This window comes from Microcoleus sp. FACHB-SPT15 (assembly GCF_014849525.1).
GTDB classification, from domain to species: Bacteria; Cyanobacteriota; Cyanobacteriia; order Cyanobacteriales; family Coleofasciculaceae; genus Symplocastrum; species Symplocastrum torsivum.
Window position 1 is genome coordinate 1 of sequence record NZ_JACJNU010000014.1, and the last position, 23,172, is coordinate 23,172.

Here is a 23,172-nt window from a genome sequence, read left to right on the forward strand (position 1 = left end):
CCCTCTTCTGTCACTCTCCGGTTTTTCCTATTATTAATATTTTCTACAAAGGAGTTATATTAGGGAATACAGCGTTTGCCCATCTAATTTTGGCAATTTCCCTACTCTGATCAATTTCTATGAAGGAAAAAGTCTGCGATCGCCTACCATAGGTTAGTTCTAGACTTCAGCAATGGCAAAAGTTTTCGGAGAGTGACAGAAGAGGGATATCTTAAATAAAAATCTTCCTTATCAAAGAATTCAATTGTTAATAAATAGAATCGTATTACAAAACTTGATAAAATTACCCTATCTTCAAGGGTAAACCAGTCAATAAAACTTGAATCAATTCCCCTTGGGGAATGTGAGTTTTACCAACTGGAACAACGGCAAGACCATTAGTTTGAGCGAGGCTAATTAAATTACCAGAGCTGTGGCTACCACCAGCAAGCTGAAATTCGTAAGTCCCAGCCGTGTTAACACCTAGCTGCCCCCACAGGTAAGTCTCACGCTTTCCATCTGATCGTAAATCATGAAGCGATCGCGCTTGTACAAACATAGGACTCCAGTCTTCTTCAGGCAAACCCGAAAGTTTCGCAAGCGCTGGCTGCACAAATCGCCAACAACTCACCATTGCTGAAACAGGGTTTCCTGGTAAACCAAAATACAAGACACTACGCCCTGGCTCTTCTCTATGTAAAGGAGAAGGAAAAGTAGCAACAGTTAGAGGTTTACCTGGTTTAACAGCAACGGAACGGATATGAAGTTCAGCACCAAGTTGAGCCAGGATTTGATCAACATAGTCGTAATCACCAACAGAAACACCTCCAGTCGAGAGAACGATGTCCGCTGAAAAGATTGCTTGTGAAATTGCCTCTTTAAGAGCTTCTGGTTCATCAGGCACAATTCCCAACCGTTGAGGAGTGCCTCCCATTTGCGTGACTAAAGCAGCTAGGGCGTATTGATTTGAGTCTACAATCTGACCCGGTTGCAGAGGTTGGTCAGGTGTTACCAATTCGTCGCCTGTCGATAAAATCGCTACACGCGGACGTCGATAAACAGTTAATTTTGTAGATTGAACGGCTGCTAATACAGCGATTTCCGTAGCACCTAAGCGAATTCCCGGCTTCAGTAGCTGCCCTCCCGCTTCGTAGAAGGCTCCCCGATGACGCACAAAAGCCTGGGGTTCGGGAGCTTCTAAGATAAAGACACTGTTTTCTTCCCGTCGGGTGCGCTCCTGGATTACTACGGTATCCGCTCCCATCGGCATACAAGCACCCGTTAAAATGCGGGATGCCTGACCCGGTTGAATCGACACTTGGGGTTGATACCCAGCTGGTATTTCTTCAACTATTTCTAAAACAACTGGCTCTTCGGTACTACAGGCTTGGACATCTGTATAACGCACGGCGTAGCCATCCATTGCCGAGTTATCCCAGTGAGGAAAATCAAGCTGACTCGTCACTGAAGAGGCAAGAACACGACCTATCGCGCCTGACAAGTCTACAACCTCTGCATCTAACTGTTTGTCAAAAGGTTGTACCAAACCAAGAATAATTGACGAAGCTTCTTCAACTGGCAGCATTGCCATCAATCCAGACTTTTGTTTTACTCACTTACTTAGTTTATAGGGCTTGTTAGCTTAAGAGTTTTAAGGGGGTAGGTTTAAAGGCTTTGCACAAGGAACCCAAAACCCTAATTTTCCTACGTTTTAGTCTGAGTTGCGCCCTACAACCTACGACCTAACACCTTGACACTAATGGTAGTTGTAAGGTCAGGCTAATATGTAAAAAAGCCAGTCCGCCCTTGGTGAATTCCCATGAGTCTCGAACCCATCTACTACCGCTTTCCTAAGGTGCCAATTGAGCGGCGAGTTGCTGCCTTTGGGATTGATTTTGTTGGGGTTTGGTTCGTTAGCGCACTGCTGGGATTAAACGTCGTGTTTCAGGCGATGGTTTTCATCCTACTCTGGCTGGGGATGCGGGTGATTTTAGTATCAAGCAATCAAGGACAGAGTTTGGGGCGCTGGGCATTAGATATAAAAGTTCTGGATACCAAAGGCAAGATTCCTGGACTGTTGACGTTAGCCAAACGGGAAGGAATACTGGGATTTTGTGCTCTACTTGCCATGATTGGTCTGAGTGTTGGTCTAGCTAATGGCATCTCGCTTCTGCTGCTGATTACTCCCTTAGCTGTAGACTGTGGTCTTGCCCTTGGAGATGCTGAAGCTCGGCAAGCATTCCATGACCGTATTGGCAACACGATTGTCATACAGACTCGTCGAGGGTTTTCCCTCGATCTCCGGCTCAAAAAACTATTTACACAGATGAGCCGTCGTATGAAATAATAGAAATTTGTGTTTAATTACGACCAACCATTTGATTTTCTAGAAATAGCACTATGGCAAGCAAGAAAGGTGTCCGCATTATTATCACCTTGGAGTGTACTGAGTGTCGCAGCAATCCCGATAAGCGATCGCCTGGTGTCTCTCGTTATACAACCATGAAGAACCGTCGCAACACGACAGCACGCCTAGAACTGAAGAAGTTCTGCACTCACTGCAACAAGCACACCGCTCATAAAGAAATCAAGTAGTGCCTAATCATTAGTTGTTTGCAATGACCAACAACTAAGCACTCACTAGTGCAAGAAGGCAGAAGGAAAAAAAGCTTGCACAGTATGCTTTTTAACCTTTTTTAACTGGATAGTTATTTCCGCCGTGCTGCACTAGACCAACCAAAAACCAAAAACCAAAAACCAACAACGACTCATGGCTTACTTTCGTAAACGTTTATCCCCCATCAAACCTGAAGACCCCATTGACTACAAAGATGTCGAACTGCTACGCAAGTTTATTACAGAGCGAGGGAAGATTCTGCCACGCCGAATTACAGGGCTAACGGCAAAACAACAACGAGATTTGACTAAATCTATCAAGCGAGCGCGTTTCATGGCTTTGTTACCTTTCGTGAATATAGAAGGGTAAGCCAAAGTTTGTAGAGTAAGGCTTGATCAAAGCAAGAGCGGTGGTGTCAAAGGAATAACAAATTGCGAGTCAATTCAATTCATCTTAGATGAACGTCATTCGTGTTTTGATACTCCGCCCCCTGGCTTTGTTATGGTATTGACACCCGATAGACTGGGTGTGGTTGATAAAAAAAACGCTACCGGGGTTAGCGAAACTGGTGGAAAAGGGAACACTGATTGAATTTCGTCTGCAAGGAGAGCGCCGTCTTGCTGTTGCTGATCGTCCAGAGGGCAAAAAGCACTGGATTGTCATAGATGAACGTGGGCAATCTCATACACTTCATCCTCGGCAAGTTACCTACGAAGTCGCAGGTTGCACTTTTAAACCATCGGAAATTCATAATTTCTTAGAAGAAGTCGAGTCTTATCTCGACCCTTCTAGCTTGGAAGTGGCGTGGGAATTATTGGTCGAAGACGGAGAAGCTGTAACCGATGCCCAAATGGCTCAGCTTTTATTTTCTGACCAAAGTCCACCACTCCGCTATGCGGCACACTGTTTATTGTCTGAAGACAAAATCTACTTCAAACAAAAGGCAGAAAGCTACGAACCCCGTTCCGCTACGATGGTGGCTGAAATTAAACACCAACGCTCAGCGGAAGAAGCGAAGCTGCGGGAGCAACAAGAATTTTCAACCCGTGTACAGCAACGGCTGACGGGTATTCTAGTGGAGTGGCAAGATAGCGATCGCTCTCGCTTCGATGTCTTAGAACGTTTTGTCCTTCATCCAGAAAACGCCTCTCGTGCTGCCCAGGATATTCTGGTAGGATTAGGACGCTCCCAAACCGCCCAAGCCGCCTTTGATTTATTGGTGGATTTGGGTTGGTGGAGTCCCCACGAGAACTTATTTTTGCGGCGTAGTCAAATCCCTATCCAATTTCGTCGAGAGGTGCTTGAAGTGGCGCAGCAATGCCTGGAGTCTCCACCTCCCGATCCGGATGTGGATCGCTTGGATTTAACACACCTGAAGGTCTATACCATTGATGATGAAAGTACCCAAGAAATTGACGACGGTTTAAGTCTAGAAACCTTGGAAGACGGTCGTCAACGCCTTTGGATTCACATTGCCGACCCAACCCGCTTAGTGCAACCAGGGGATGAACTTGACCTGGAAGCCCGACGGCGCAGTACGACACTATATCTCCCCACGGGGATGATCCCGATGTTCCCACCGGAACTGGCAACAGGCCCGATGAGTCTCGTTCAGGGAAGAGTCTGTGCTGCACTAAGTTTCGGTGTTGTCTTGGATGAAACCGGCAATATCCAAGATTATGAAATTCGTGCCAGTCTAATTAAACCGACCTATCGCCTGACCTACGAAGATGTCGATGAGATGTTGCAGCTAGGGGTACGGGCAGAACCAGAAATCGAAGCGATCGCGTCTTGGGCGGTGCGTCGAGAGGAGTGGCGTCGGTCACAAGGCTCAATTAGTATCCATATGCCAGAGGCGGTAATCAAGGTTCACAGTGACGACGAAATCATTATTGATGTTTTAGACGATGCGCGATCGCGTCAGCTAGTAGCAGAAATGATGATTCTTGCTGGAGAAGTGGCAGGGCGCTATGGACAAGAACACCAAATTCCTCTCCCCTTCCGAGGACAGCCCCAACCAGAACTTCCCTCTGAAGAAGAACTAGTACAACTGCCCGCAGGACCTGTGCGCTTTTGTGCCGTGCGTCGGTGTATGCCTCGTAGTGAAATGAGCATTACACCCATACGGCACGCGGGTTTGGCATTAGAAACTTATACTCAAGCCACTTCGCCAATCCGTCGCTACACAGACTTACTAACTCATTTTCAGATCAAAGCTCATCTACGTGGCGACCCCCTGCCCTTTAGCGCTGAACAACTGCAAGAAACGCTACTGAGTGTCACCACAACGGCTTATGAAGCGACATTAGTGGAACGTCAGACTAATCGTTACTGGGGATTAGAATACTTACGGCGTAACGCTGACCAAGTCTGGCAGGTCTTAGTGCTGCGTTGGTTGCGAGAACACGATAACTTGGGGCTGATTCTTTTAGAGGATTTAGGCTTAGAGTTGGTTATGCGTTTCAAGCGTTCGGTCTCACTAGGCGATCGCTTAGAAGTCCAGGTGAGTCACGCTGACCCTCGCCAAGATGTGATTCAGTTTCGAGAACTCGTTGACCAAGAAGCGCAAGCGGCTGCTAGCTAAAAAAGCGATAAGTTTGGAATTAGAAGACGCTAATCCCAGACTTAGGCTCCTTTAAATCCCCATTGCATCCAGTTCATCAGACGAGACAACCCGTCCCCGAAAAGACTGGATGACTGCCTGGAATGCCGTCAGGTCTTCTTCGGGTATATCGATCACAGTTACCATCTTTGCCTCAGCCTCAGATTCATCAAAACGTAAGGATTCAGTATCTGGTAGTGAGGGAATCTCAGAAAAGGGAAGAGCGAGATAAAACCTCGGCAGTCCCTGATTATAAAATGCAACAAAATCCTGCGGTTTCTCAAAAAGGACTGGAACTTTTACGTTCATACTGTTCTAGCTAGCAAATTTTATAAATTATATGGCTGTAGGGCTTTCTTAAGCGGTTCGATAAATGTGTAATATTGTTATCGAATCCTTAGAATAGAAAAATAAGCTGATCTGGATATATATTAATAGTGAAGCCAGCACCAATCGGTTCGGCATACAAGTTCCAGCCTCGCCAGATTGTTTGTTTAGAGCATGAGGATACTTGTTTATACACCGAAGTCATTGAAGTTGTAACATCACGGCAGGTCTGCTGGGTACGTCCTTTGATGCTAGTTATCTCTGAAGCTAATCGTGACGCGCTCACTTCAGCAGAACTACTAACTTTGTACGACTTGCGTCAGGGTGCAGACTTAGTCTGGCCAACAATATTATTCCGCGCTGCTCTAGATACCGAGGTAATTCCACTTTTAGCGAAGCTGGATAACCTAGATGCCAACGGAGTCAGTAGTCCAGATGTTCACAAGCAACTGAGCTTATTTGTTCGCAAGGTTTGGTTAGCCTATAAAGAAACCTTTTAGACTTCCATGAGCAATGCTGAGAACAATAAGGGGTGGAACGCCCGATAAAAGTTGCATTCTCTAATATTTGCTGACAACGCCTTCAGGGTTCTCAACTTGTAATACGGTTTTGAGTTGTTAAACTTCGACTAGAGATTGGGAACTAACTGGATTCGACCAGCGTCCATTTCAGACATTAGCAGTTCAAGTGCCTCGTAATCCACATCTGAGATATGACCCACACGAGTCAGTTCAGAATTTATTGCGTTCTCTATATCAGGAGTTAGTTGCCTAATATAAAGGGCTTTTTCTACCAATTGACGAATAACGTATGTAGTTTTCACTATTCATTGCGTAGAACTCCATACCAAGCCATTTTGCGCGGAATCTCAAGCCTTAAACGTGATCTAAATCTAAATAGCTATGTGATCTAAATCACTTTTTTTAAGAGGAGATTATGTCGGATTTCTTGATTCCTATCTCAATCACGATAGGGAAATCCCTACTTGAGATTGAGAGTGTAATACATTACTTTAAAATATTTCTCGTTTCACTAAGTTCGCGTTTCCTACCCATTAATCAAGGAATTTACATGAATTCTCTTGAGTGCAGTACTCGCTCTGAAGCGAAATTCTTAATGCTTGAAAACGATTGAATGACTGACTTGTAGATAATTTTGTTGCTTGATACAAGAACTCTATTCAACAATTAATTGAAGTAATACATGTAATTCAGTATACTACTACACATTTTTTTACAAACTCTTGGTGAAAACTTTAAGGAAGTAGAGCAACTTGATAAAGATATAGAGAAATCTGCCAAACGGAGTAGTCGTTACGAAGCTTTACAGTTTATTGTCAAAACATTCTCTATCAAGTTTTTTTACTAGTAACCTTGAGGATTTCACTATGGCGCTCACTTTTATGAACTCACAATTGACAGTTATTCAGCCTTCTGGTCATGTCAATGCAGCCAACGCAGTAGAGTTTCAGCAGCAGCTAACAACGGCTGTGTCGTCAGGAGAACGTCCAGTATTGGTTGATATGCACCGTGTTGAGTCTATCGATAGTGCAGGTCTAATGGCGCTAGTTTCTGCTTTTCGGTTAGCTCAAAGTCGAAAGCAGCGCTTTGGTCTATGCTGTCTTGCGCCCTCGATTAGGATTATCTTCGAGCTAACTCAGCTAGATGAGGCATTTGAGATTTTTGAGAGCCGTGATGCCTTTACTGCCACGCTTGAGCAAAAGATTATAGACAAGGCTTTAGAGGATTTAGCTGCATCAAGCTTGAGATCCGGGATGCTTATCGCCTAAACACCTCCCAAAAGACAATGTCGCTTGTCCTTACACATCCACGAGCAACGCAATGCTCCTCACACGAATGCTTGCTACTGTGATATAAGCGAAAACCTTTGCCAATGCTTTTCCCCGGCAATATTAGCAATACTGTCTCTCAATCGCTGGAGAGAGTACCAGCATTGGGGCAGTATCGGGATTCGCTACTGCCTTGAATCAGAGCGATCGCAAGCGTCGCAAAGGCAACACAAAACTCCTCAGGGACGGTGATCGCCCTTGGAAACATCCGGTTAAGATGAATGAGTGCTGCGGGATAACTACACAAAGGCAGCAGGGAAGATTGCCATGGTGTTCACCGTTGAGGAACTACTTAGTAAAGAGATTATTACTCCAGCGCGTTACTTGGGTAACGAGTTAGGCGCAGTACATAAATCCTGGGAATCCGCGCAGGTGCGCTGGGTGTTAACCTACCCAGAAATTTATGAAGTTGGCGCTTCTAATCTGGGGCATATCATCCTTTACAACATTTTGAATGCTCAGCCTAGGCAGTTGTGCGATCGCGCCTATTTACCTGCACCAGACTTAGCCGCGAAACTGCGAGAAACTCAGACACCCCTATTTGCCGTCGAAAATCGGCGCTCATTAACCGACTTCGATATCTTAGGTTTCAGCCTCAGCTACGAATTAGGAGCAACCAACATCCTGGAAATGTTGGACTTGGCAGGAATCCCACTCACCTCCCAAGAACGTGCGACGGGTTCTTACCCCTTAATTTTTGCGGGTGGACAAACAGCCACCTCAAACCCTGAACCCTACGCTGACTTTTTTGACTTTATTGCCTTAGGGGATGGAGAGGAACTGCTGCCAGAAATTGGCTTAGTACTAGAGGACGGAAAGGCAGCCAATTTAACTAAAGAAGAACTACTGCTAGATTTAGCACAAATTCCGGGCGTGTATGTTCCGCAGTTCTACGATATGGCACCCGACGGCTCAGTTCATCCCAACCGTCCGGATGTTCCGAAGCGGATTTTGCGACGAGTTGCTACACCGATGCCAGCGTACTCGATTGGGCTGGTTCCCTATGTCGAAACCGTACACAACCGATTAACCATTGAAATCCGCCGTGGCTGTACTCGTGGTTGTCGCTTCTGTCAGCCAGGGATGCTAACTCGTCCTGCACGAGATGTGGAACCGGAGAAAGTGGTAGAGGCGATTGAGCAGGGCATGAGAGCAACGGGATATAACGAATTCTCCTTATTGTCTCTTAGCTGCTCTGACTACCTTGCCCTGCCAGCCGTTGGGATGGAAATCAAGAATCGGCTCAAAGATGAAAATATTTCCCTTTCCCTACCCAGTCAACGGGTAGATCGATTTGATGAAAATATTGCGAATATCCTTGGTGGTACACGGCAGGGAGGATTGACATTTGCCCCGGAAGCAGGAACGCAGCGAATGCGGGACATTGTGAATAAAGGCTTAACCAATGAAGAACTACTCAGAGGAGTGAAAACTGCCGTTGAGCAGGGCTGGGATAAAATTAAGCTCTACTTCATGATTGGCTTGCCTGGAGAGACGGATGTCGATGTCCTAGGGATTGCGGAGACAGTGCGTTGGTTAAAGCAGGAATGCTACACGCAGGGGAGACGGCACCTTAACTTTAATCTGACGATTTCCAACTTTACGCCCAAGCCCCATACCCCGTTTCAATGGCACTCGGTTTCAACGACTGAGTTTCAGCGTAAGCAAGCTTTGCTCCGTAATGAGTTTCGTCGGATAAAGGGTGTCAAAGTGAATTTCACTGATGTCCGAATTTCGGCAATGGAAGACTTTATTGGGCGAGGTGATAGGCGCTTGTCTTCTGTGCTGCGTCGGGCTTGGGAACTGGGTGCAGGAATGGATTCTTGGTTTGATAGTTTAGAGCGTGCGTTTGCGGCTTGGGAAAAAGCGATCGCAGAATCTGGACTTACCTGGAAATATCGGCAAGTCGAAAATGGCGAATGGAATGTATTTCAGCCGTTAGCTGACAGCCATCAGCCGTCAGAATCCACAAACTCTACTCCCCAACCCTCAGACTCTAATTCCCTTGATGCTTCCCTGCCTTGGGATCACATTGATACCGGGATAGATAAGAACTGGCTGATAGCTGACTTACAACGCGCCTTAGAAGCGGCTACAGTACCCGATTGTTCTTTTGAAGGCTGTTCTCACTGTGGCATTTGTGGCACTGACTTTGGTCACAATGTCGTCATTGCACCACCACCGATCCCTGAATTTGCAGGGCACTTTAAGCCAAATCAAGAAAAAGTTCAGCGGTTGCGGGTTTGGTTTGGCAAACACGGCGAAATGGCTTTGGTGAGTCATTTAGATTTAGTCCGACTGTATGACAGGACTGTAAGACGAGCGTCACTGCCAATTGCTTATACTGGAGGTTTTCATCCCAATCCCCGGATTATGATTGCTAATGCTTTACCGTTGGGTGCCACCAGCGACGGTGAGATTGTGGATTTTGAACTTACCCAAGCTATGGATGTTGAGCAGTTCAAAGAACGCCTAGCTTCCCAACTACCCAAAGATGTTCCCGTGTATCGGGTTGAGGAGGTTAGTCTAACGGCTCCTGCTGCGACGCAAGTGTTAGAACGGGCGGAGTATTGTATTACAGTTGCGGCAACTCAAGGCACGTCTCTTCAACAATTGCAAGATTGGATAGAAGCGATTAAGCGTCAAGAGGCAATTTGGTGGGAGAAAACAACGAAATCTAGGAAGAAACAGCAAGTAAATTTACGCGATCGCCTTTTTGAGTTAGAACTAGTTGAATCAGACAAACCCGAAGCATACCCAACCGAGTCAGCCGTTGTCCGCTATGTCGGTAGCTGTCGCAATGATGGAACGCTCCTACGACCAGAGCATTTAGTCTATATGCTGGAGCAAGTCAGCCAACAAGAGTGGGAGCTACTACACAGTCATCGGCAACAGTTGATTTTAGCTAACGTTTAGTTTTTAAGACAAACGCGGACGCAATCCGTAATGCCGATACTGCCAATAATCCTGCAAGATTTTGTCATGGTCAAAGCACAAGTTAGCGGGGACATCCCAAGCCTGAAAAACTCCTATTGTTTTAGCATCATCAGCGGCTTGGGGTTCACCTTTTGCTGTTGCTAGAAATACAACACTAAGAGTATGTTTGCGAGGGTCGCGGTTAGGGTCTGAATACACCTGAAACTGTTCTATTAGCTCAACCTGTAAGCTGACTTCCTCTGCCGCCTCCCGTATAGCCGCTGTTTCTACTGACTCGCCATAATCCACAAAACCACCAGGAATTGCCCAGCCAAACGGTTCATTTTTGCGTTCAATCAAAATGATTGGACGATGGGGTCGATCAATTAATTCAATGATGATATCGACGGTAGGAACAGGATTTCGGTAGTCCATAACATTTAGCAATCAGCAGTCAGTTTGTAGTTTCTAGATCTATCCAAGAAATTGATGAAATAAATGATGTACTGATTGAAGGCTTAAATCGCTTCCACCCTACTCCAATTAGTTTTATCCTTTCTTCTGGACAAATAAACTTGAAGACTTGTATCTGAGGCTGATAGCTGATAGCTGACAGCTTTTCCCAATCACAAGTTAGTGTAATTTATCACAATGCTGGTCTTAGCATAGGGCTGTTGCTACGACCAAATTTAGTGCTAGCTAGGGTTTACGATTTCTGCAACTACCTCGCTTGAGATTGATGTTCCGCCGTCTGTACCGTGATAATGTCGTAAGATTTGCTCCCTATACATATTGTCTATGGCGTTTCCCAGATCGAGTGGCATTTTACTGCATCCTACTTCTCTTCCCAGTCGTTTTGGTATTGGTGAGTTGGGATCGGAAGCCTACCGCTTCATTGATTTCTTGGTTGAAAGTTCTCAACAGCTTTGGCAGGTATTACCACTAGGACCAACTGGCTATGGCAATTCTCCTTATGCCTCCTTTTCAGCTATGGCAGGAAACCCGCTACTGGTTAGCCTGGAACAGTTGCAAGAGCAAGGAATACTCACGGAAGAAGACTTTGCCGCATTACCAGAGTTTCCGGTTGACCATGTGGATTTTGACCAAGTGATCAAAACCAAAACATCTCTGCTTCGGAAAGCCTACGAAACCTTTAAAACCAAAGCAACTCTGGTGCAGCAAAAGGAATTTACGGCGTTTTGTGAACTCAAGGCGTATTGGTTGGATGACTATGCCTCATTTATGGCGCTCCGGGAAGCGCATGGAGGGGCAAGTTGGTTCACCTGGGAGCGGGAGCTTGTCAAGAGGCAACCTGAGGCGTTAGAGCATTGGAAAAAGCAGCTAGACGGTGAGATTTACTTCCACAAGTTCTTGCAATTTGAGTTTTTCCGCCAGTGGTCAAAGTTAAAGCAGTATGCCAATTCCCAAGGCATTGAGATCATTGGCGATATTCCCATTTATGTTGCTCATGACAGTGCTGATGTCTGGGCACATCCCGAAATATTTACCCTGGATCAAGAAACGGGTGAAGCCATACTGATGGCGGGTGTTCCCCCTGATTACTTTAGCGAAACAGGTCAACTGTGGGGTAATCCGCTCTATAACTGGGAACGCTTGCAGCATGATAATTTTGGCTGGTGGGTGCAGCGCTTTGAGTCCCTGCTAGATTATGTAGATATTATTCGGATTGACCACTTCCGGGCATTTGAAGCTTACTGGGCCGTTGATCGGGGTGAAACCACTGCCATAAATGGGCGCTGGATAGAGGCACCAGGTGTTGCCTTTTTTCAGAACCTTAAGGATGAGTTGGGTGAACTGCCAATTATGGCGGAAGACTTGGGAATTATCACACCAGAGGTGGAAGCACTACGCGATCGCTTCGACTTTCCTGGTATGAAAATTTTACACTTTGCCTTTGGTGGGGATTCCAGTAATCCGTATTTGCCCTTTATCTACCCGCGCAACTGTGTGGCTTATACGGGTACCCATGACAATAACACTACTGTAGGCTGGTTTAATCAGCTTTCAGGTGGGGAAAAAGACAGCTTGCTGCGGTATTTAGGTTGTACTAGTTCAGATGGCATCCACTGGGATCTCATTCGGCTAGCCTTGGGTTCTGTAGCGAATCAGGCAATTATCCCACTTCAGGATGTGTTGGGATTAGATGCTGAGGCTCGAATGAATTTCCCTAGCCAAGCGGAAGGGAACTGGGGGTGGCGCTACCCTTCCGGTGCAATCACCGAGGAAATACGCGATCGCCTTAAGACTATGACCCATACTTTCGGTCGTGCCCCACGTAGGTAACAGGAGGGAGTTGTTAGTTTCTAGTTGTTCTTGAAATTACCAACAACTAAAAGCTAACAACCTTCTTATAGGCTGGAGTTTGCAGCGAATGTTACTTCCTGAACTTCGCCAGGTGCGCCCAATTGTTTAACCGATTCGTTATTAAACTCAACCAGAACGCCTCCGGCGTTACCCGCTCGAACAATCAGTTTTTGATTAGCAACCCAAGTGCGTTGTGTTCCTTCAGGTAAGACACCTTCAAACTCCGTCTTCCCATCTGCCACGACTCGAATCCAGGATTGAGCCTTGAGGGTAATACCCACTTGTACTGACTTTCCTTCTTCAATTGACTGCGTTACTTTAGCCAGTTTGAGAGTTTCTGTGTCTGTATTCTGTTGTGGCTTTGTTGGTTGCGAGTTGCTGGGTATAGGTAACTGTTGAGCTTGCTGTGCAGAACGATTAACCAATAGCGATAAGCTACTCACTGCTCCAATCACCAAACAGATATAGAGCAAGTAAAGGTGAATCGGTCGCAGTTGCGCTGCCGGCAAATGCCGCCAAGTAGGCTTAATAAATTGTATAGCCGACCCTATTGGAAAAGTGCTAGCAAACTCTGCCCCATTTAGACCTAACGCATCCGCAAAGCGTTTGATAAAGCCTTTGATATATACAGGTTCTGGCAACTGATCGAGCCGACCTTCTTCAATTGCATTCAATAACCGTGCCTGAATCCGAGTTCGAGCCGCAACTTCCTCTAAGGGGAGGGACTGTTCAGTCCGGAACTGGCGCAGACGCGATCCCAGTTCTTTGAGCTTCTCGATTTGTTCTTGCTGAAAATGGAGTTTATTCTCCTTCATAGACTGTACTCCTTGATATCTGCTGGCACGTTTACTGATGTTAGGTGGACTCGGTTGTGGAGGAAACGAATTTCAAACTCTTTCAGGGGACGGTAGTGACCGCTGGGTAGTACCGATTCCCCCTTAGGTTGTAATTGAATCGGACCAATCGCAGTGCGGTGCAGATGAATCACTGGATAGCTTAGCAGTTCGGCGACACGACGAATCTGACGATTTCTCCCTTCTGTTAAAACAATCTCCAAAAGTGTTTCCTCTCTCCCACGCTTAAGTAGCCGGACTTGAGCAGGCAAGGTTTTTTTTCCCGACAGATCGACACCCTCACGCCAAAGTTTTAGTACTGATTCAGGCGGATGACCCTGCACCCAAACATAATAAGTCTTAGGAACGTGATGACGAGGATGGGTGAGATGAAACGTTAAGGCTCCGTCATTGGTTAGTAGTAGAGCACCTGTAGAATCTGCATCCAAGCGTCCTACAGGATGAATACCCTGTCCTCTGGAGAGGGTAGGCGGCAGTAAATCAAGAACAGTAGCACGATGAGCAGAATCACGACAAGTGGACACAATTCCAAGGGGTTTATTTAGTAAAAGATAGAGGGGTTGAGGGCGATCGCTTGGTGCTACAGGTTTGCCATCAACTTCGATCAGATCTATTTCTGGATTAGCTTTTTGTCCCAGATGCGCCACAGTATGATTCAGCCGAACTCGTCCCGCCAAGATCATCTTCTCAGCTTCACGCCGTGAGGCAATACCCCACTGTGAAAGAACTTTTTGTACTCTTTCTTCCATGATTCGACTACTGTGTGAGCGTTTTCATCTAGAGACAGGTGAGTTAGCAATAAACTACTTTATCCTCTGGGGCACCCTTCCAGGAAGCGGAGCGCTTGCGCCTAACACTGACCTGGATTGACTATGTACAAATATTACAAGAATGTGGATAATTGCAAGTGTTTCGCTTATGGGTAAGAAAACAATTGACCTCGGAGGCATTATACCTAGGGATCTAAGCATGATTACATATAGTTTTCTGAGGTTAATTTGTGAGTGAAACTCCAAAAGCCTCGAAGTCCAAAAAAAGCCGAGTCATCAGTACCGTATTGTCACCAGCACTACAGCTATGGTTGCGATCGCAAGTTGAGCAGATTGAAACCTTGCAGTTCAAGCTGATAGGGGGCGATCGCCAAATCCTGAGCGGTCATATCCCGACAGTCACCGTTACCGCAAACCATGCCGTCTATCAAGGACTGCATCTTAGCAAAATTCAGCTAGAAGGTACTGATATTCGCGTCAACCTCGGTCAAGTTATTAAGGGAAAGCCGCTACAACTTTTAGCCCCTGTGCCAGTCGTTGGTCAGCTACTACTCCAGCAAGCCGATCTCCAAGCATCGCTACAGGCACCATTATTATCGAAGGCATTGACTGAATTACTAGATACACTGCTCAAATCCGATGAAACAACTAATTTAGTTGACTACATAAGATCTAAAAAAGTCACCTGGCAACAGGTTGATATTGATGCTGAGCAACTCACCCTAAGAGGTAATTTAGCAGATGCAGATCTTCGGACAGCACAAGTCGTCATTCGTGCTGGTCTTCAGCTAGTCACGCCCAGTGTACTACAACTGAATCCCCTCCAAATTCAAATCGAACCTGTGTTGCCAGCAAAAAACTTCGCTGCCTTTGAGATAGATTTAGGTCGAGACGTTGAACTCCAAGAACTTACTCTATCGTCTGAACAGCTAATCTGTAGCGGACGCTTGAACGTTATCCCTTAATGCTAGGTGTACCTACCTCTAGAAGCTGATTACAAGCCCTGAAACTTTCAGGAGACTTGCTAATGTCAATGGTTTTGACTCACTGGGTCTGATAAGTTGATTAAATAGTAGATATTCAATACGTCTTGGCATCGAGTCTCGGATTTGACTCCTCAACAATTCACGATGTCACGAGAAAAGTGGGTGGGATAAACATTATGTCGTTAGTTGTCCAGAAATACGGTGGTACCTCTGTTGGGTCAGTAGAACGCATTCAATCTGTTGCTCAACGTGTTATGAAAACAGCAACTTTGGGGAATTCCCTAGTTGTTGTCGTTTCCGCAATGGGTAAGACTACCGATAGTTTGGTGAAACTAGCGAATGCGATCTCGACGAATCCCAGCCGCCGAGAAATGGATATGCTGCTTTCTACAGGGGAGCAAGTCTCTATTGCTTTGTTGTGCATGGCTTTACAGGAGTTGGGGCAGCCAGCGATTTCCTTAACGGGCGCTCAAGTAGGAATTGTCACAGAAGCACACCATAGCCGCGCTCGGATTCTCAAAATTAAAACGGAGCGGATTGAACAGCATCTGAACGAGGGTAAGGTGGTTGTTGTCGCGGGGTTTCAGGGCATCAGTAGCACCGATGCTTTGGAAATTACCACACTCGGTCGTGGGGGTTCAGATACTTCAGCCGTAGCCTTGGCAGCATCATTAAAGGCGAGTCGATGTGAAATTTATACCGATGTTCCGGGGATTTTGACCGCTGACCCTCGAATTGTACCGGATGCTCAGTTGATGGACGAGATTACAGCCGATGAGATGCTGGAGCTAGCTAGCTTGGGGGCGAAGGTGCTACATCCCCGTGCTGTGGAAATTGCGCGGAATTATGGTGTTCCTTTGGTCGTGTTATCGAGTTGGACAGATGACCCTGGTACAAAGGTAATTTCCCCAATGCCTCAACCGCGTCCACTGGAAGGGTTGGAGATTGCTCGACCTGTCGATGCGGTGGAATTTGATACAGATCAGGCGAAAGTGGCGCTTTTGCGAGTGCCTGATTGTCCGGGTGTGGCGGCAAGGTTGTTTGGTGAGATTGCCCGTCAAGATTTGGATATAGATTTGATTATTCAGTCAATCCATGAGAGCAATACGAACGATATTGCCTTTACAGTGAGCAACGGCATTCTCAATCGAGCCGAAGCCGTAGCACAAGCGATCGCACCTGCCCTACGCACCCAATCTGCCGATCCCGAAGAAGCTGAGGTAATGGTTGCTCGTGGGATCGCAAAAGTGTCGATCGCAGGTGCTGGGATGATTGGACGTCCTGGCATTGCAGCGCAGATGTTCGTCACTTTGGCAAGTGCGGGCGTTAATATTCAGATGATTTCTACCTCAGAGGTCAAAGTTAGCTGTGTAATTGATATCAAAGATTGCGATCGCGCAATCACAGCACTCTGCCAAACCTTCAACATCAATAGTTCCCCACTCCAACTCCCAAAAGCAACTGAATCACCTCTCCCTACTCACCCCTCCCCTGTACGCGGTGTTGCGCTCGACCTCAATCAAGCCCGTTTAGCAATTCGCTATGTACCTGACCGTCCTGGCAGGGCAGCCCGTTTGTTCGGACACCTAGCCGAGCAAAACATCAGTGTAGATATGATCATCCAGTCCCAACGCTGCCGTGTAATTGACGGTGTTCCTACCCGCGACCTTGCCTTCACGGTGTCACAAGCAGACGCGGAAGCCGCCCGGTTGGCATTAAAACAAGCTTCTCCTGATCTAGGGTGTGGAGAGATTCTTCTCGATACAGACATTGCTAAAGTCAGTATTGTTGGGGCAGGAATGGTCAGACAGCCCGGAGTTGCCGCACGGATGTTTGAAGCACTAGCTCAACATCAAATCAACATTCAAATGATTACCACCTCGGAAATCAAAATTAGCTGTGTTGTCGCCCAAGAGCAGGGTGTTATTGCCTTACAAGCGATTCATAATGCCTTTGGTCTTGCCGGAAGCAAGAAAGTCCAAGTTTCTGCGTAGCTGTCAGGGAAAGTCAAAAAAGGTTCAAGATAGCTGACGGCTTTCTGCTATATCTCACCAAAGTGTATTTAGTCCTAAGCCCTGCAAACTGTTTACACCAGCAGCATCGGTGAGATTATATTGCAGAGGGGTTACGGTGATGTAGCGATCGCGAATTGCCTGAACATCTGTGGGGATATCTTTGGGAAGGTGGAGATGGTCGGGTTGTTCGACATCTTCGAGGGCTTCTCCAGCTAACCAGTAATAAATTTTGCCCCGTGGATCAACCCGTTTCTCAAAGGTATCGATATAGCGACGAAGCCCTTGACGAGTGATTTTGACACCAGCAATTTCTTCTGGTTTCACGGGCGGTACATTCACATTGAGTAACATCAATTCTGGTAGCGGTTGCTTAGAGAACTGAGTAACCAGGGTTTTGGCAAACCTCGCAGCCGCCTCAAACTCCCTTGAAGTATAGCTCGCCAAACTAAAGGCAACGCTAGGAATCCCTTCAATCACTCCTTCCATTGCGGCTGAAACCGTGCCGGAGTAGAGGATATCTGTACCAAGGTTAGAGCCGTGGTTGATGCCAGAAAGAACCAAATCCGGAAAGCTGTCCATTAATGCTCCAAGGGCAAGCTTCACACAGTCTGAGGGGGTTCCTGAACACGACCAAGCTCTAACGGTAGGATGAAAAATTGTCTCAATTTTTTCCGCACGGATGGGGTCGTGGAGCGTTAAACCGTGACCTGTGGCTGAGCGCTCCCGGTCTGGACAAACGACAGTAATCTCATGACCCGCTTCGGCAAGCGTATCGGCAAGAGCGCGAATACCGAGTGCGAAGATACCATCGTCGTTGCTGATTAACAATTTCATTAAATAGTGATGCGGCAATCATGAAAGTAGTTGTTCGATTTTAGCTTGACAGTTGGGGTGACATAGAACAAGGGGCAGACCAAACCTTCCAGGCGCATCAGTCTGGAAGCAGGGGAAGAGTTTTTAGGGTGGGTTATTTTTGCCGAACTGGTCTAGAGAAGAGCATTGATCATTCAACAAGGTACTAAATCCATCGAACTCCTAAGAGCATAGGTAAGCCTTACCTGTAAACTGGTAAAGGTAATCGGCTTCAATAATTTAGCTATTTCTAACTGCTTAGTTTAAGAGCCGATCGCTGAATTCAGCCACAGCAGTTTGTGGTTTTTCGTGTCAACCTACTTCGCTCATAGGTCTGCTTATAGGGTAGGTGCCACAATAATATTCAAAAACCAAAACTTAAAATCTCACTACCTAGCATGACCACTCCGCTCAACGAGCTTGAAGCCCAACTAGCCACACTGAAAGAAGACGCAACAAAAGCGATCGCACACGCTGATACCCTAGAGCAACTAGAACAGTTGCGTATCAACTACCTGGGCAAAAAAGGACAGTTGTCTTTGGTTTTGCGGGGTATGGGTCAGTTATCGCCAGAAGACCGACCCCGCATTGGGGCTTCAGCAAATGAAGTCAAAGAAGCGCTGCAAGAGAACTTAGAGCAAAAGCGCTCATCCCTACAAGCGGCACAAATTCAGGCACAACTAGAAGCTGAAACTATTGATGTGACGATGCCAGGGGTTTATCGTCCTCAAGGTCGGCTGCATCCCCTCAACAGCACTATTGACCAAGCCCTAGATATCTTCGTTGGATTAGGTTATACCGTCGCCACTGGACCCGAAATGGAGACGGATTATTACAACTTTGAGGCGCTCAATACTCCACCTGACCACCCAGCGCGGGATATGCAAGATACGTTTTACCTACCGGATGGTAACTTGCTGCGGACTCAAACATCTTCGGTGCAGATTCGCTACATGGAAGCTAACGACCCACCCATCCGGATTGTCTCGCCAGGTCGCGTGTATCGTCGGGATACGGTAGATGCTACTCACTCGGCTGTGTTCCATCAGATAGAACTATTGGCAGTGGATGAAGGGTTAACGTTTACTCACCTCAAAGGCACAATTCAGGTATTTTTACAAGCCATGTTCGGGGAGGATTTACCGATTCGTTTCCGAGCCAGTTACTTCCCGTTTACAGAACCTTCCGCAGAAGTGGACGTGAAGTGGAAAGGTAAATGGCTAGAGGTGATGGGCTGTGGTATGGTCGATCCCAATGTACTTAAGGCAGTTGGATACGACCCGGAGATTTATACAGGTTTTGCTGCTGGTATGGGTGCTGAACGCTTTGCCTTGGTGTTGCATGAGATTGATGACATCCGTCGGTTGTACAGCAGCGATTTGCGTTTCTTACGGCAGTTCTAAGCACACGATCTAGGGATGCAGGTAATCATTGGTGTCAATATAAGACGAGAGCGAATGGAATTCGCCGCTACACAACCGAAGTCCGCCTGCGCGGACTGACGAAAAAATAAGGTTTTTGAAACCTGCGTAGGCGGTAGCTTTTGTTTGTGTAGCTGCGGTTTCAACCGCCAAGTCCATCTTAAATTCACACCAATGGTAAGTAATACAGCCTACAAATCTAATCAATTAGTAGTTTTTGATGAGAACTCCTGGTTCTTTCTGGATAGGCAGGACATCCAAGGTATCGGTTTGGGCGCAGTACTTTAAGTCTTCGACAACCCCTAGACGTAGTAAACGTTTGCCGTGACTTGCCTGGTGGAACATCGCGAGTAATTGGTCTTTCCATTGAGCGTAGAGTGAGATTGCACCCACAACTTCATCATTCCCAACTAGTTCTTCTAACGGGCAGTTGAGGTGGGTGTGTAGACTATGCGCGATCGCACCAGCACAAACGGTATCCTCAAGTGAGTAACTACCTTCCCAGCCTGAACCCACAAGCCAAATCGTCTCAGGTTGTTGCGCCAAAATGTACTCGACGACGGCTTTGCGGTTCACCAATGCAGCCGCTAGTACAACTGGCGCATCCTGCACCCGTTGTAAGGCACGAGTTCCATTAGTAGTACTGATAAACAAGCGGCGTCCCCGAACTCGTTCAGGTGTGCAATCCAGAGGAGAGTTCCCCAAGTCGCAGCCAGCTACCATTGCACCGCCACGTTCCCCAGCTCGCAGACGTTTTTCAGGTAACCACTGTTCGCTGACTTGCATCAGCTTTTCCATATCGCTGAACACTTGAATCGCTTCGGCACCTGCGTCTAAGGCTGTGGAAATTGTTGTTGTGGCTCGCAGGACATCGATTGCGATCGCACAGTCGGGTAAGTGGTCTGTTGGAGTTAGTTCGGGCGTGTGGTAGATGAATAGCTTCACTGGTTGGCTGTACCTCCTTATTAAATTGCTGACTTCCTAATTTTATGGGTCAGTGCTACCCGATTTGAGATTTTGGATTGAACTTTGTTTCACACCAAGTTGCATTCAAACACCTCTCCTAGGTAAGATCTATCAGCTCAAAGCGAATGGCTGAGCGCTGACTGCTACTTGAGATCAGCAATTAAATTAAAAAACTGGCAATCATTAATACCTCTCCATCAGAACGCAGGTAGGGAACTGAGGTATTTTTAAACCCAGTAATGAAGGGTCTGCCATACAGTTGCCAATAACTTGGACTCAGGTCATACGCGATCGCTTTGAGTGCCCGAAGTTCTTCGGCTAGTTCGGCGGCTAACTCATTAATGCGATCAGCATGCTCATAAGCGCGTTGCGTTGCCTGTTCAACCTGCTCTTGTAGAGTAAGGGGTTGTTGAGGGGGTAATGGCTGTAACTCACGCTCTTTTTGCTGGAGTTGAGCTTCTAAAGCTGCGATCGCCTGATCAATACCTTCAATTTCCGTTGATACTTGTGCGGCTTCCCTAGCTTGACGACGGTAAGCTTCGGCAATGGCTTCAGGTGACTGATTTTCTGGCAGTATCAGCTTCGCTGTTAGGGTATCTCGTTCAGTCCGTAACACTTCGATCTGAGAGCGAATTGCTTCAATTTCTGCCTGTATCTGATCCATCACTTATCCTGCTTAGGCTGTTGGTTTCGTGAAGCTTTTAGCTCCTTTACCCTTGACTTTCCCTGCCCTAGAAGGCAGGGTTTCTCGGAGGTTTCCTATGAACAAAAGCCTGCTGACGCAGGCTTTGTTTTTAACCACAACTTCAGAATACTTCGACAAGCTTCACTCGTGAGCAAGGAATTTATTTCATAACACCAAGTAAGGGGTGAGCTTTAGGGGTAGGTAGCTTCGGTGCAGTTAACGCACCATCCAATTGGGGTAACGAAGCTGTTCTCGCAGAATCTTGCTGCTGTGCAATCAGCGGTAACACATTGCGAATCTGAGCCGTGACAGCTACAGTCTTCACATCATAAGTCTCTGTGGCAATCTTAGGATACAAGCCAATACCGATGATTGGAACCAACAAGCAAGCCGTGATGAAGATTTCACGAGGATTAGCATCACCCAGATAGTTATCAATCGCCAGTTCCGAATTCATGTTTCCGTAGAACACCCGACGCAGCATTGAGAGGAGATAAATCGGTGTCAGGATTAATCCCACGGCTGACAAGAGAACGACGACTACCTTGAAGATTGAACTATAAGCCTCACTGGTTGTTACACCGATGAATATCGATAACTCACCGACAAACCCACTCATTCCTGGTAAAGCGAGAGATGCCATTGAACCTGCTGTGAAGAGTGCAAAAACCTTGGGCATCGTCTGCGCCATGCCACCCATTTTTTCCATGACTAGAGTATGGGTGCGCTCGTAAGTAACACCAGAGAGGAAGAACAGCGCGGCGGCAATCAACCCATGAGACAACATCTGAAGCACTGCACCATTCAGCCCCAACTCGGTGAATGAGGCAATACCAACTAGCACAAAGCCCATATGAGAAATCGAAGAGTAAGCCAGTCGCCGCTTGAGGTTTTCCTGAGCAAAGGCAGTCATTGCACCATAAACGATGTTGACTACACCCAAAACTACGAGAACTGGTGCGAAGTGAATGTGGGCATTGGGTAGCATTTCCATGTTCATGCGAATCAACCCATAGCCACCCATTTTGAGCAATACACCCGCCAAAATCATTGATACAGGTGCAGAAGCTTCGCTGTGTGCATCCGGTAGCCAAGTGTGGAGGGGAAAGATCGGCAGTTTCACACCGAAGGCAATCAGGAAACCTGAATATACCAAAAGTTCAAAGGCGATCGGGTAGTGCTTGTCTGCAAGCTGTTGCATATCGAAGGTAACAGTATCGCCAAAGAATGCCATGGCTAGTGCTGCTACCAGGATAAATACTGAGCCTGCCGCTGTATAAAGAATAAACTTGGTTGCTGCGTAGAGGCGCTTTTGACCTCCCCATATAGAAATCAGCAGGTAAACCGGGACTAACTCCAGTTCCCACATTAAGAAGAATAAAAGTAAGTCCTGAGCAGCAAACACGCCGATCTGGGCGCTGAACATTACCAGCATCAGGGCGTAAAACAGACGCGGCTTCTGCTTAACTTTCCAACCCGCTAAGATTGCCAAGGTTGTCACCAAGCCAGTCAAGACAATCAGTGGCATCGATAAGCCATCAACAGCCAAAGACCAATTCAGTCCTAGCTGGGGTATCCAAGGATACGTTTCGACAAGCTGGAATTTTGAGTTTTGTAAATCGTACTGACTCCAAAAGGCGTAAATTGTCAAAGCAAAATCCACTAACCCAACCCCAAGGGCATACAAGCGGACGGTTCGGCCCTCCTTATCGGGGAGTAGAGGAATCGCCAGGGAAGCCAGTAGGGGCAACAGAATGATAGTGGTTAACCAGGGAACTTGAGTAGTAATCATCACTGGGAATAAATACCTATCGTTGCCAACTTTTCTATTGTATTAAGTTTAGTGAAGCTTTGAGAAGAGTGGTTAACGAGGTAAATCAAATCTTCATCATAGATAAGGATAAATACTTAACAAAGAATACAGAAGTTCAGGAGAATCTGTAAGTTGCTCCAAGTGTCATCCTCGTGCTATGGGAGGTAGCCTTGAGCCATAGATTTTGAATAGACT

At 46.6% G+C, this 23,172-nt stretch carries 22 protein-coding genes; 11 read left to right on the plus strand and 11 right to left on the minus strand.

What is annotated here, in order from left to right:
- Positions 1–283: 283 nt before the first annotated feature.
- Positions 284–1,564 carry a gephyrin-like molybdotransferase Glp gene (glp, locus tag H6F98_RS05165; protein WP_192217605.1) on the minus strand — a complete coding sequence of 427 codons (1,281 nt, stop codon included), beginning with the start codon at positions 1,562–1,564 and terminating at the stop codon, positions 284–286.
- A gap of 234 nt (positions 1,565–1,798) precedes the next feature.
- Here glp and H6F98_RS05170 point away from each other — a divergent pair, with 234 nt between their 5' ends.
- The 4 genes from H6F98_RS05170 (at position 1,799) to H6F98_RS05185 (ending at position 5,180) form a co-directional block, all read left to right on the plus strand.
- Positions 1,799–2,326 carry an RDD family protein gene (locus tag H6F98_RS05170; RefSeq protein ID WP_192217606.1) on the plus strand — a complete coding sequence of 176 codons (528 nt, stop codon included), beginning with the start codon at positions 1,799–1,801 and terminating at the stop codon, positions 2,324–2,326.
- Between the two features lie 53 nt (positions 2,327–2,379).
- A complete protein-coding gene (rpmG, locus tag H6F98_RS05175) occupies positions 2,380–2,574 on the plus strand; it encodes a 50S ribosomal protein L33 (RefSeq protein WP_192217607.1) in 195 nt (64 codons plus the stop codon).
- A 175-nt stretch (positions 2,575–2,749) separates the two neighbouring features.
- Positions 2,750–2,965: a 30S ribosomal protein S18 gene (gene rpsR / locus H6F98_RS05180; protein WP_192217608.1), complete on the plus strand. Its 216-nt coding sequence runs from the start codon at positions 2,750–2,752 to the stop codon at positions 2,963–2,965.
- A gap of 199 nt (positions 2,966–3,164) precedes the next feature.
- The gene (locus tag H6F98_RS05185) at positions 3,165–5,180 is read left to right on the plus strand and encodes a ribonuclease catalytic domain-containing protein (protein ID WP_192217663.1); all 2,016 of its coding nucleotides are present in this window, start codon (positions 3,165–3,167) and stop codon (positions 5,178–5,180) included.
- 51 nt (positions 5,181–5,231) lie between these two features.
- Here the strand turns inward: H6F98_RS05185 and H6F98_RS05190 are convergent, their stop codons facing one another.
- Positions 5,232–5,507 carry a hypothetical protein gene (locus H6F98_RS05190; RefSeq protein WP_192217609.1) on the minus strand — a complete coding sequence of 92 codons (276 nt, stop codon included), beginning with the start codon at positions 5,505–5,507 and terminating at the stop codon, positions 5,232–5,234.
- 128 nt (positions 5,508–5,635) lie between these two features.
- On the opposite strand from H6F98_RS05190, the gene H6F98_RS05195 reads away from it, so the two are divergent.
- Positions 5,636–6,025, plus strand: a complete 390-nt coding sequence (locus tag H6F98_RS05195) for a hypothetical protein (protein WP_192217610.1) — start codon at positions 5,636–5,638, stop codon at positions 6,023–6,025.
- Positions 6,026–6,153: 128 nt separating this feature from the next.
- On the opposite strand, the gene H6F98_RS05200 is transcribed toward H6F98_RS05195, so the two are convergent.
- On the minus strand, positions 6,154–6,348 hold the full coding sequence (locus tag H6F98_RS05200) for a hypothetical protein (RefSeq protein WP_192217611.1): 195 nt from the start codon (positions 6,346–6,348) through the stop codon (positions 6,154–6,156).
- 564 nt (positions 6,349–6,912) lie between these two features.
- On the opposite strand from H6F98_RS05200, the gene H6F98_RS05205 reads away from it, so the two are divergent.
- Entirely contained in the window at positions 6,913–7,314 is a 402-nt protein-coding gene (locus H6F98_RS05205) for an STAS domain-containing protein (protein ID WP_192217612.1), read from the plus strand.
- Positions 7,315–7,453: 139 nt separating this feature from the next.
- On the opposite strand, the gene H6F98_RS33935 is transcribed toward H6F98_RS05205, so the two are convergent.
- On the minus strand, positions 7,454–7,582 hold the full coding sequence (locus H6F98_RS33935) for a hypothetical protein (RefSeq protein WP_277927514.1): 129 nt from the start codon (positions 7,580–7,582) through the stop codon (positions 7,454–7,456).
- A 59-nt stretch (positions 7,583–7,641) separates the two neighbouring features.
- Between H6F98_RS33935 and H6F98_RS05215 the strand changes: the two genes are divergently transcribed.
- A complete protein-coding gene (locus H6F98_RS05215; protein ID WP_192217614.1) occupies positions 7,642–10,290 on the plus strand; it encodes a TIGR03960 family B12-binding radical SAM protein in 2,649 nt (882 codons plus the stop codon).
- A 3-nt stretch (positions 10,291–10,293) separates the two neighbouring features.
- On the opposite strand, the gene H6F98_RS05220 is transcribed toward H6F98_RS05215, so the two are convergent.
- A complete protein-coding gene (locus H6F98_RS05220) occupies positions 10,294–10,725 on the minus strand; it encodes an NUDIX hydrolase (RefSeq protein WP_192217615.1) in 432 nt (143 codons plus the stop codon).
- Between the two features lie 363 nt (positions 10,726–11,088).
- Here H6F98_RS05220 and malQ point away from each other — a divergent pair, with 363 nt between their 5' ends.
- Complete coding sequence (malQ, locus tag H6F98_RS05225; RefSeq protein ID WP_192217616.1) at positions 11,089–12,594, plus strand: 4-alpha-glucanotransferase; 1,506 nt, start codon at positions 11,089–11,091, stop codon at positions 12,592–12,594.
- Positions 12,595–12,659: 65 nt separating this feature from the next.
- Here the strand turns inward: malQ and H6F98_RS05230 are convergent, their stop codons facing one another.
- Together H6F98_RS05230 and H6F98_RS05235 are read right to left on the minus strand one after the other, a co-directional pair.
- Positions 12,660–13,430 (minus strand): RodZ domain-containing protein, encoded by a 771-nt coding sequence (locus tag H6F98_RS05230; protein WP_192217617.1) that lies wholly within the window; start codon positions 13,428–13,430, stop codon positions 12,660–12,662.
- Entirely contained in the window at positions 13,427–14,218 is a 792-nt protein-coding gene (locus H6F98_RS05235; protein WP_192217618.1) for a pseudouridine synthase, read from the minus strand. Before H6F98_RS05235 ends, H6F98_RS05230 begins: the two co-directional genes overlap by 4 nt.
- A gap of 251 nt (positions 14,219–14,469) precedes the next feature.
- Here H6F98_RS05235 and H6F98_RS05240 point away from each other — a divergent pair, with 251 nt between their 5' ends.
- Complete coding sequence (locus tag H6F98_RS05240; protein WP_192217619.1) at positions 14,470–15,204, plus strand: LmeA family phospholipid-binding protein; 735 nt, start codon at positions 14,470–14,472, stop codon at positions 15,202–15,204.
- A gap of 197 nt (positions 15,205–15,401) precedes the next feature.
- On the plus strand, positions 15,402–17,219 hold the full coding sequence (locus tag H6F98_RS05245; protein ID WP_192217620.1) for an aspartate kinase: 1,818 nt from the start codon (positions 15,402–15,404) through the stop codon (positions 17,217–17,219).
- A gap of 54 nt (positions 17,220–17,273) precedes the next feature.
- Here the strand turns inward: H6F98_RS05245 and surE are convergent, their stop codons facing one another.
- A complete protein-coding gene (gene surE / locus H6F98_RS05250; protein WP_192217621.1) occupies positions 17,274–18,074 on the minus strand; it encodes a 5'/3'-nucleotidase SurE in 801 nt (266 codons plus the stop codon).
- Positions 18,075–18,490: 416 nt separating this feature from the next.
- On the opposite strand from surE, the gene pheS reads away from it, so the two are divergent.
- The gene (gene pheS / locus H6F98_RS05255; protein ID WP_192217622.1) at positions 18,491–19,495 is read left to right on the plus strand and encodes a phenylalanine--tRNA ligase subunit alpha; all 1,005 of its coding nucleotides are present in this window, start codon (positions 18,491–18,493) and stop codon (positions 19,493–19,495) included.
- 225 nt (positions 19,496–19,720) lie between these two features.
- Here pheS and H6F98_RS05260 read toward each other — a convergent pair whose 3' ends face one another.
- From H6F98_RS05260 to H6F98_RS05270, 3 genes are all read right to left on the minus strand, one after another.
- Entirely contained in the window at positions 19,721–20,458 is a 738-nt protein-coding gene (locus H6F98_RS05260) for a 2-phosphosulfolactate phosphatase family protein (protein WP_192217623.1), read from the minus strand.
- A gap of 181 nt (positions 20,459–20,639) precedes the next feature.
- Positions 20,640–21,143 carry a hypothetical protein gene (locus H6F98_RS05265; RefSeq protein ID WP_192217624.1) on the minus strand — a complete coding sequence of 168 codons (504 nt, stop codon included), beginning with the start codon at positions 21,141–21,143 and terminating at the stop codon, positions 20,640–20,642.
- A 181-nt stretch (positions 21,144–21,324) separates the two neighbouring features.
- The gene (locus H6F98_RS05270; protein ID WP_192217664.1) at positions 21,325–22,956 is read right to left on the minus strand and encodes an NAD(P)H-quinone oxidoreductase subunit 4; all 1,632 of its coding nucleotides are present in this window, start codon (positions 22,954–22,956) and stop codon (positions 21,325–21,327) included.
- Positions 22,957–23,172: the final 216 nt, after the last annotated feature.

What these genes read in the sequence shown, in the direction of transcription:
- glp (WP_192217605.1), bottom strand. Translation starts at nt 1,564, where the DNA reads ATGCTGCCAGTTGAAGAAGCTTCGTCAATTATTCTTGGTTTGGTACAA.
- H6F98_RS05170 (WP_192217606.1), top strand. Translation starts at nt 1,799, where the DNA reads ATGAGTCTCGAACCCATCTACTACCGCTTTCCTAAGGTGCCAATTGAG.
- rpmG (WP_192217607.1), top strand. Translation starts at nt 2,380, where the DNA reads ATGGCAAGCAAGAAAGGTGTCCGCATTATTATCACCTTGGAGTGTACT.
- rpsR (WP_192217608.1), top strand. Translation starts at nt 2,750, where the DNA reads ATGGCTTACTTTCGTAAACGTTTATCCCCCATCAAACCTGAAGACCCC.
- H6F98_RS05190 (WP_192217609.1), bottom strand. Translation starts at nt 5,507, where the DNA reads ATGAACGTAAAAGTTCCAGTCCTTTTTGAGAAACCGCAGGATTTTGTT.
- H6F98_RS05205 (WP_192217612.1), top strand. Translation starts at nt 6,913, where the DNA reads ATGGCGCTCACTTTTATGAACTCACAATTGACAGTTATTCAGCCTTCT.
- H6F98_RS33935 (WP_277927514.1), bottom strand. Translation starts at nt 7,582, where the DNA reads ATGTTTCCAAGGGCGATCACCGTCCCTGAGGAGTTTTGTGTTGCCTTT.
- H6F98_RS05215 (WP_192217614.1), top strand. Translation starts at nt 7,642, where the DNA reads ATGGTGTTCACCGTTGAGGAACTACTTAGTAAAGAGATTATTACTCCA.
- H6F98_RS05220 (WP_192217615.1), bottom strand. Translation starts at nt 10,725, where the DNA reads ATGGACTACCGAAATCCTGTTCCTACCGTCGATATCATCATTGAATTA.
- malQ (WP_192217616.1), top strand. Translation starts at nt 11,089, where the DNA reads ATGGCGTTTCCCAGATCGAGTGGCATTTTACTGCATCCTACTTCTCTT.
- H6F98_RS05230 (WP_192217617.1), bottom strand. Translation starts at nt 13,430, where the DNA reads ATGAAGGAGAATAAACTCCATTTTCAGCAAGAACAAATCGAGAAGCTC.
- H6F98_RS05235 (WP_192217618.1), bottom strand. Translation starts at nt 14,218, where the DNA reads ATGGAAGAAAGAGTACAAAAAGTTCTTTCACAGTGGGGTATTGCCTCA.
- H6F98_RS05245 (WP_192217620.1), top strand. Translation starts at nt 15,402, where the DNA reads ATGTCGTTAGTTGTCCAGAAATACGGTGGTACCTCTGTTGGGTCAGTA.
- surE (WP_192217621.1), bottom strand. Translation starts at nt 18,074, where the DNA reads ATGAAATTGTTAATCAGCAACGACGATGGTATCTTCGCACTCGGTATT.
- pheS (WP_192217622.1), top strand. Translation starts at nt 18,491, where the DNA reads ATGACCACTCCGCTCAACGAGCTTGAAGCCCAACTAGCCACACTGAAA.
- H6F98_RS05265 (WP_192217624.1), bottom strand. Translation starts at nt 21,143, where the DNA reads ATGGATCAGATACAGGCAGAAATTGAAGCAATTCGCTCTCAGATCGAA.
- H6F98_RS05270 (WP_192217664.1), bottom strand. Translation starts at nt 22,956, where the DNA reads ATGATTACTACTCAAGTTCCCTGGTTAACCACTATCATTCTGTTGCCC.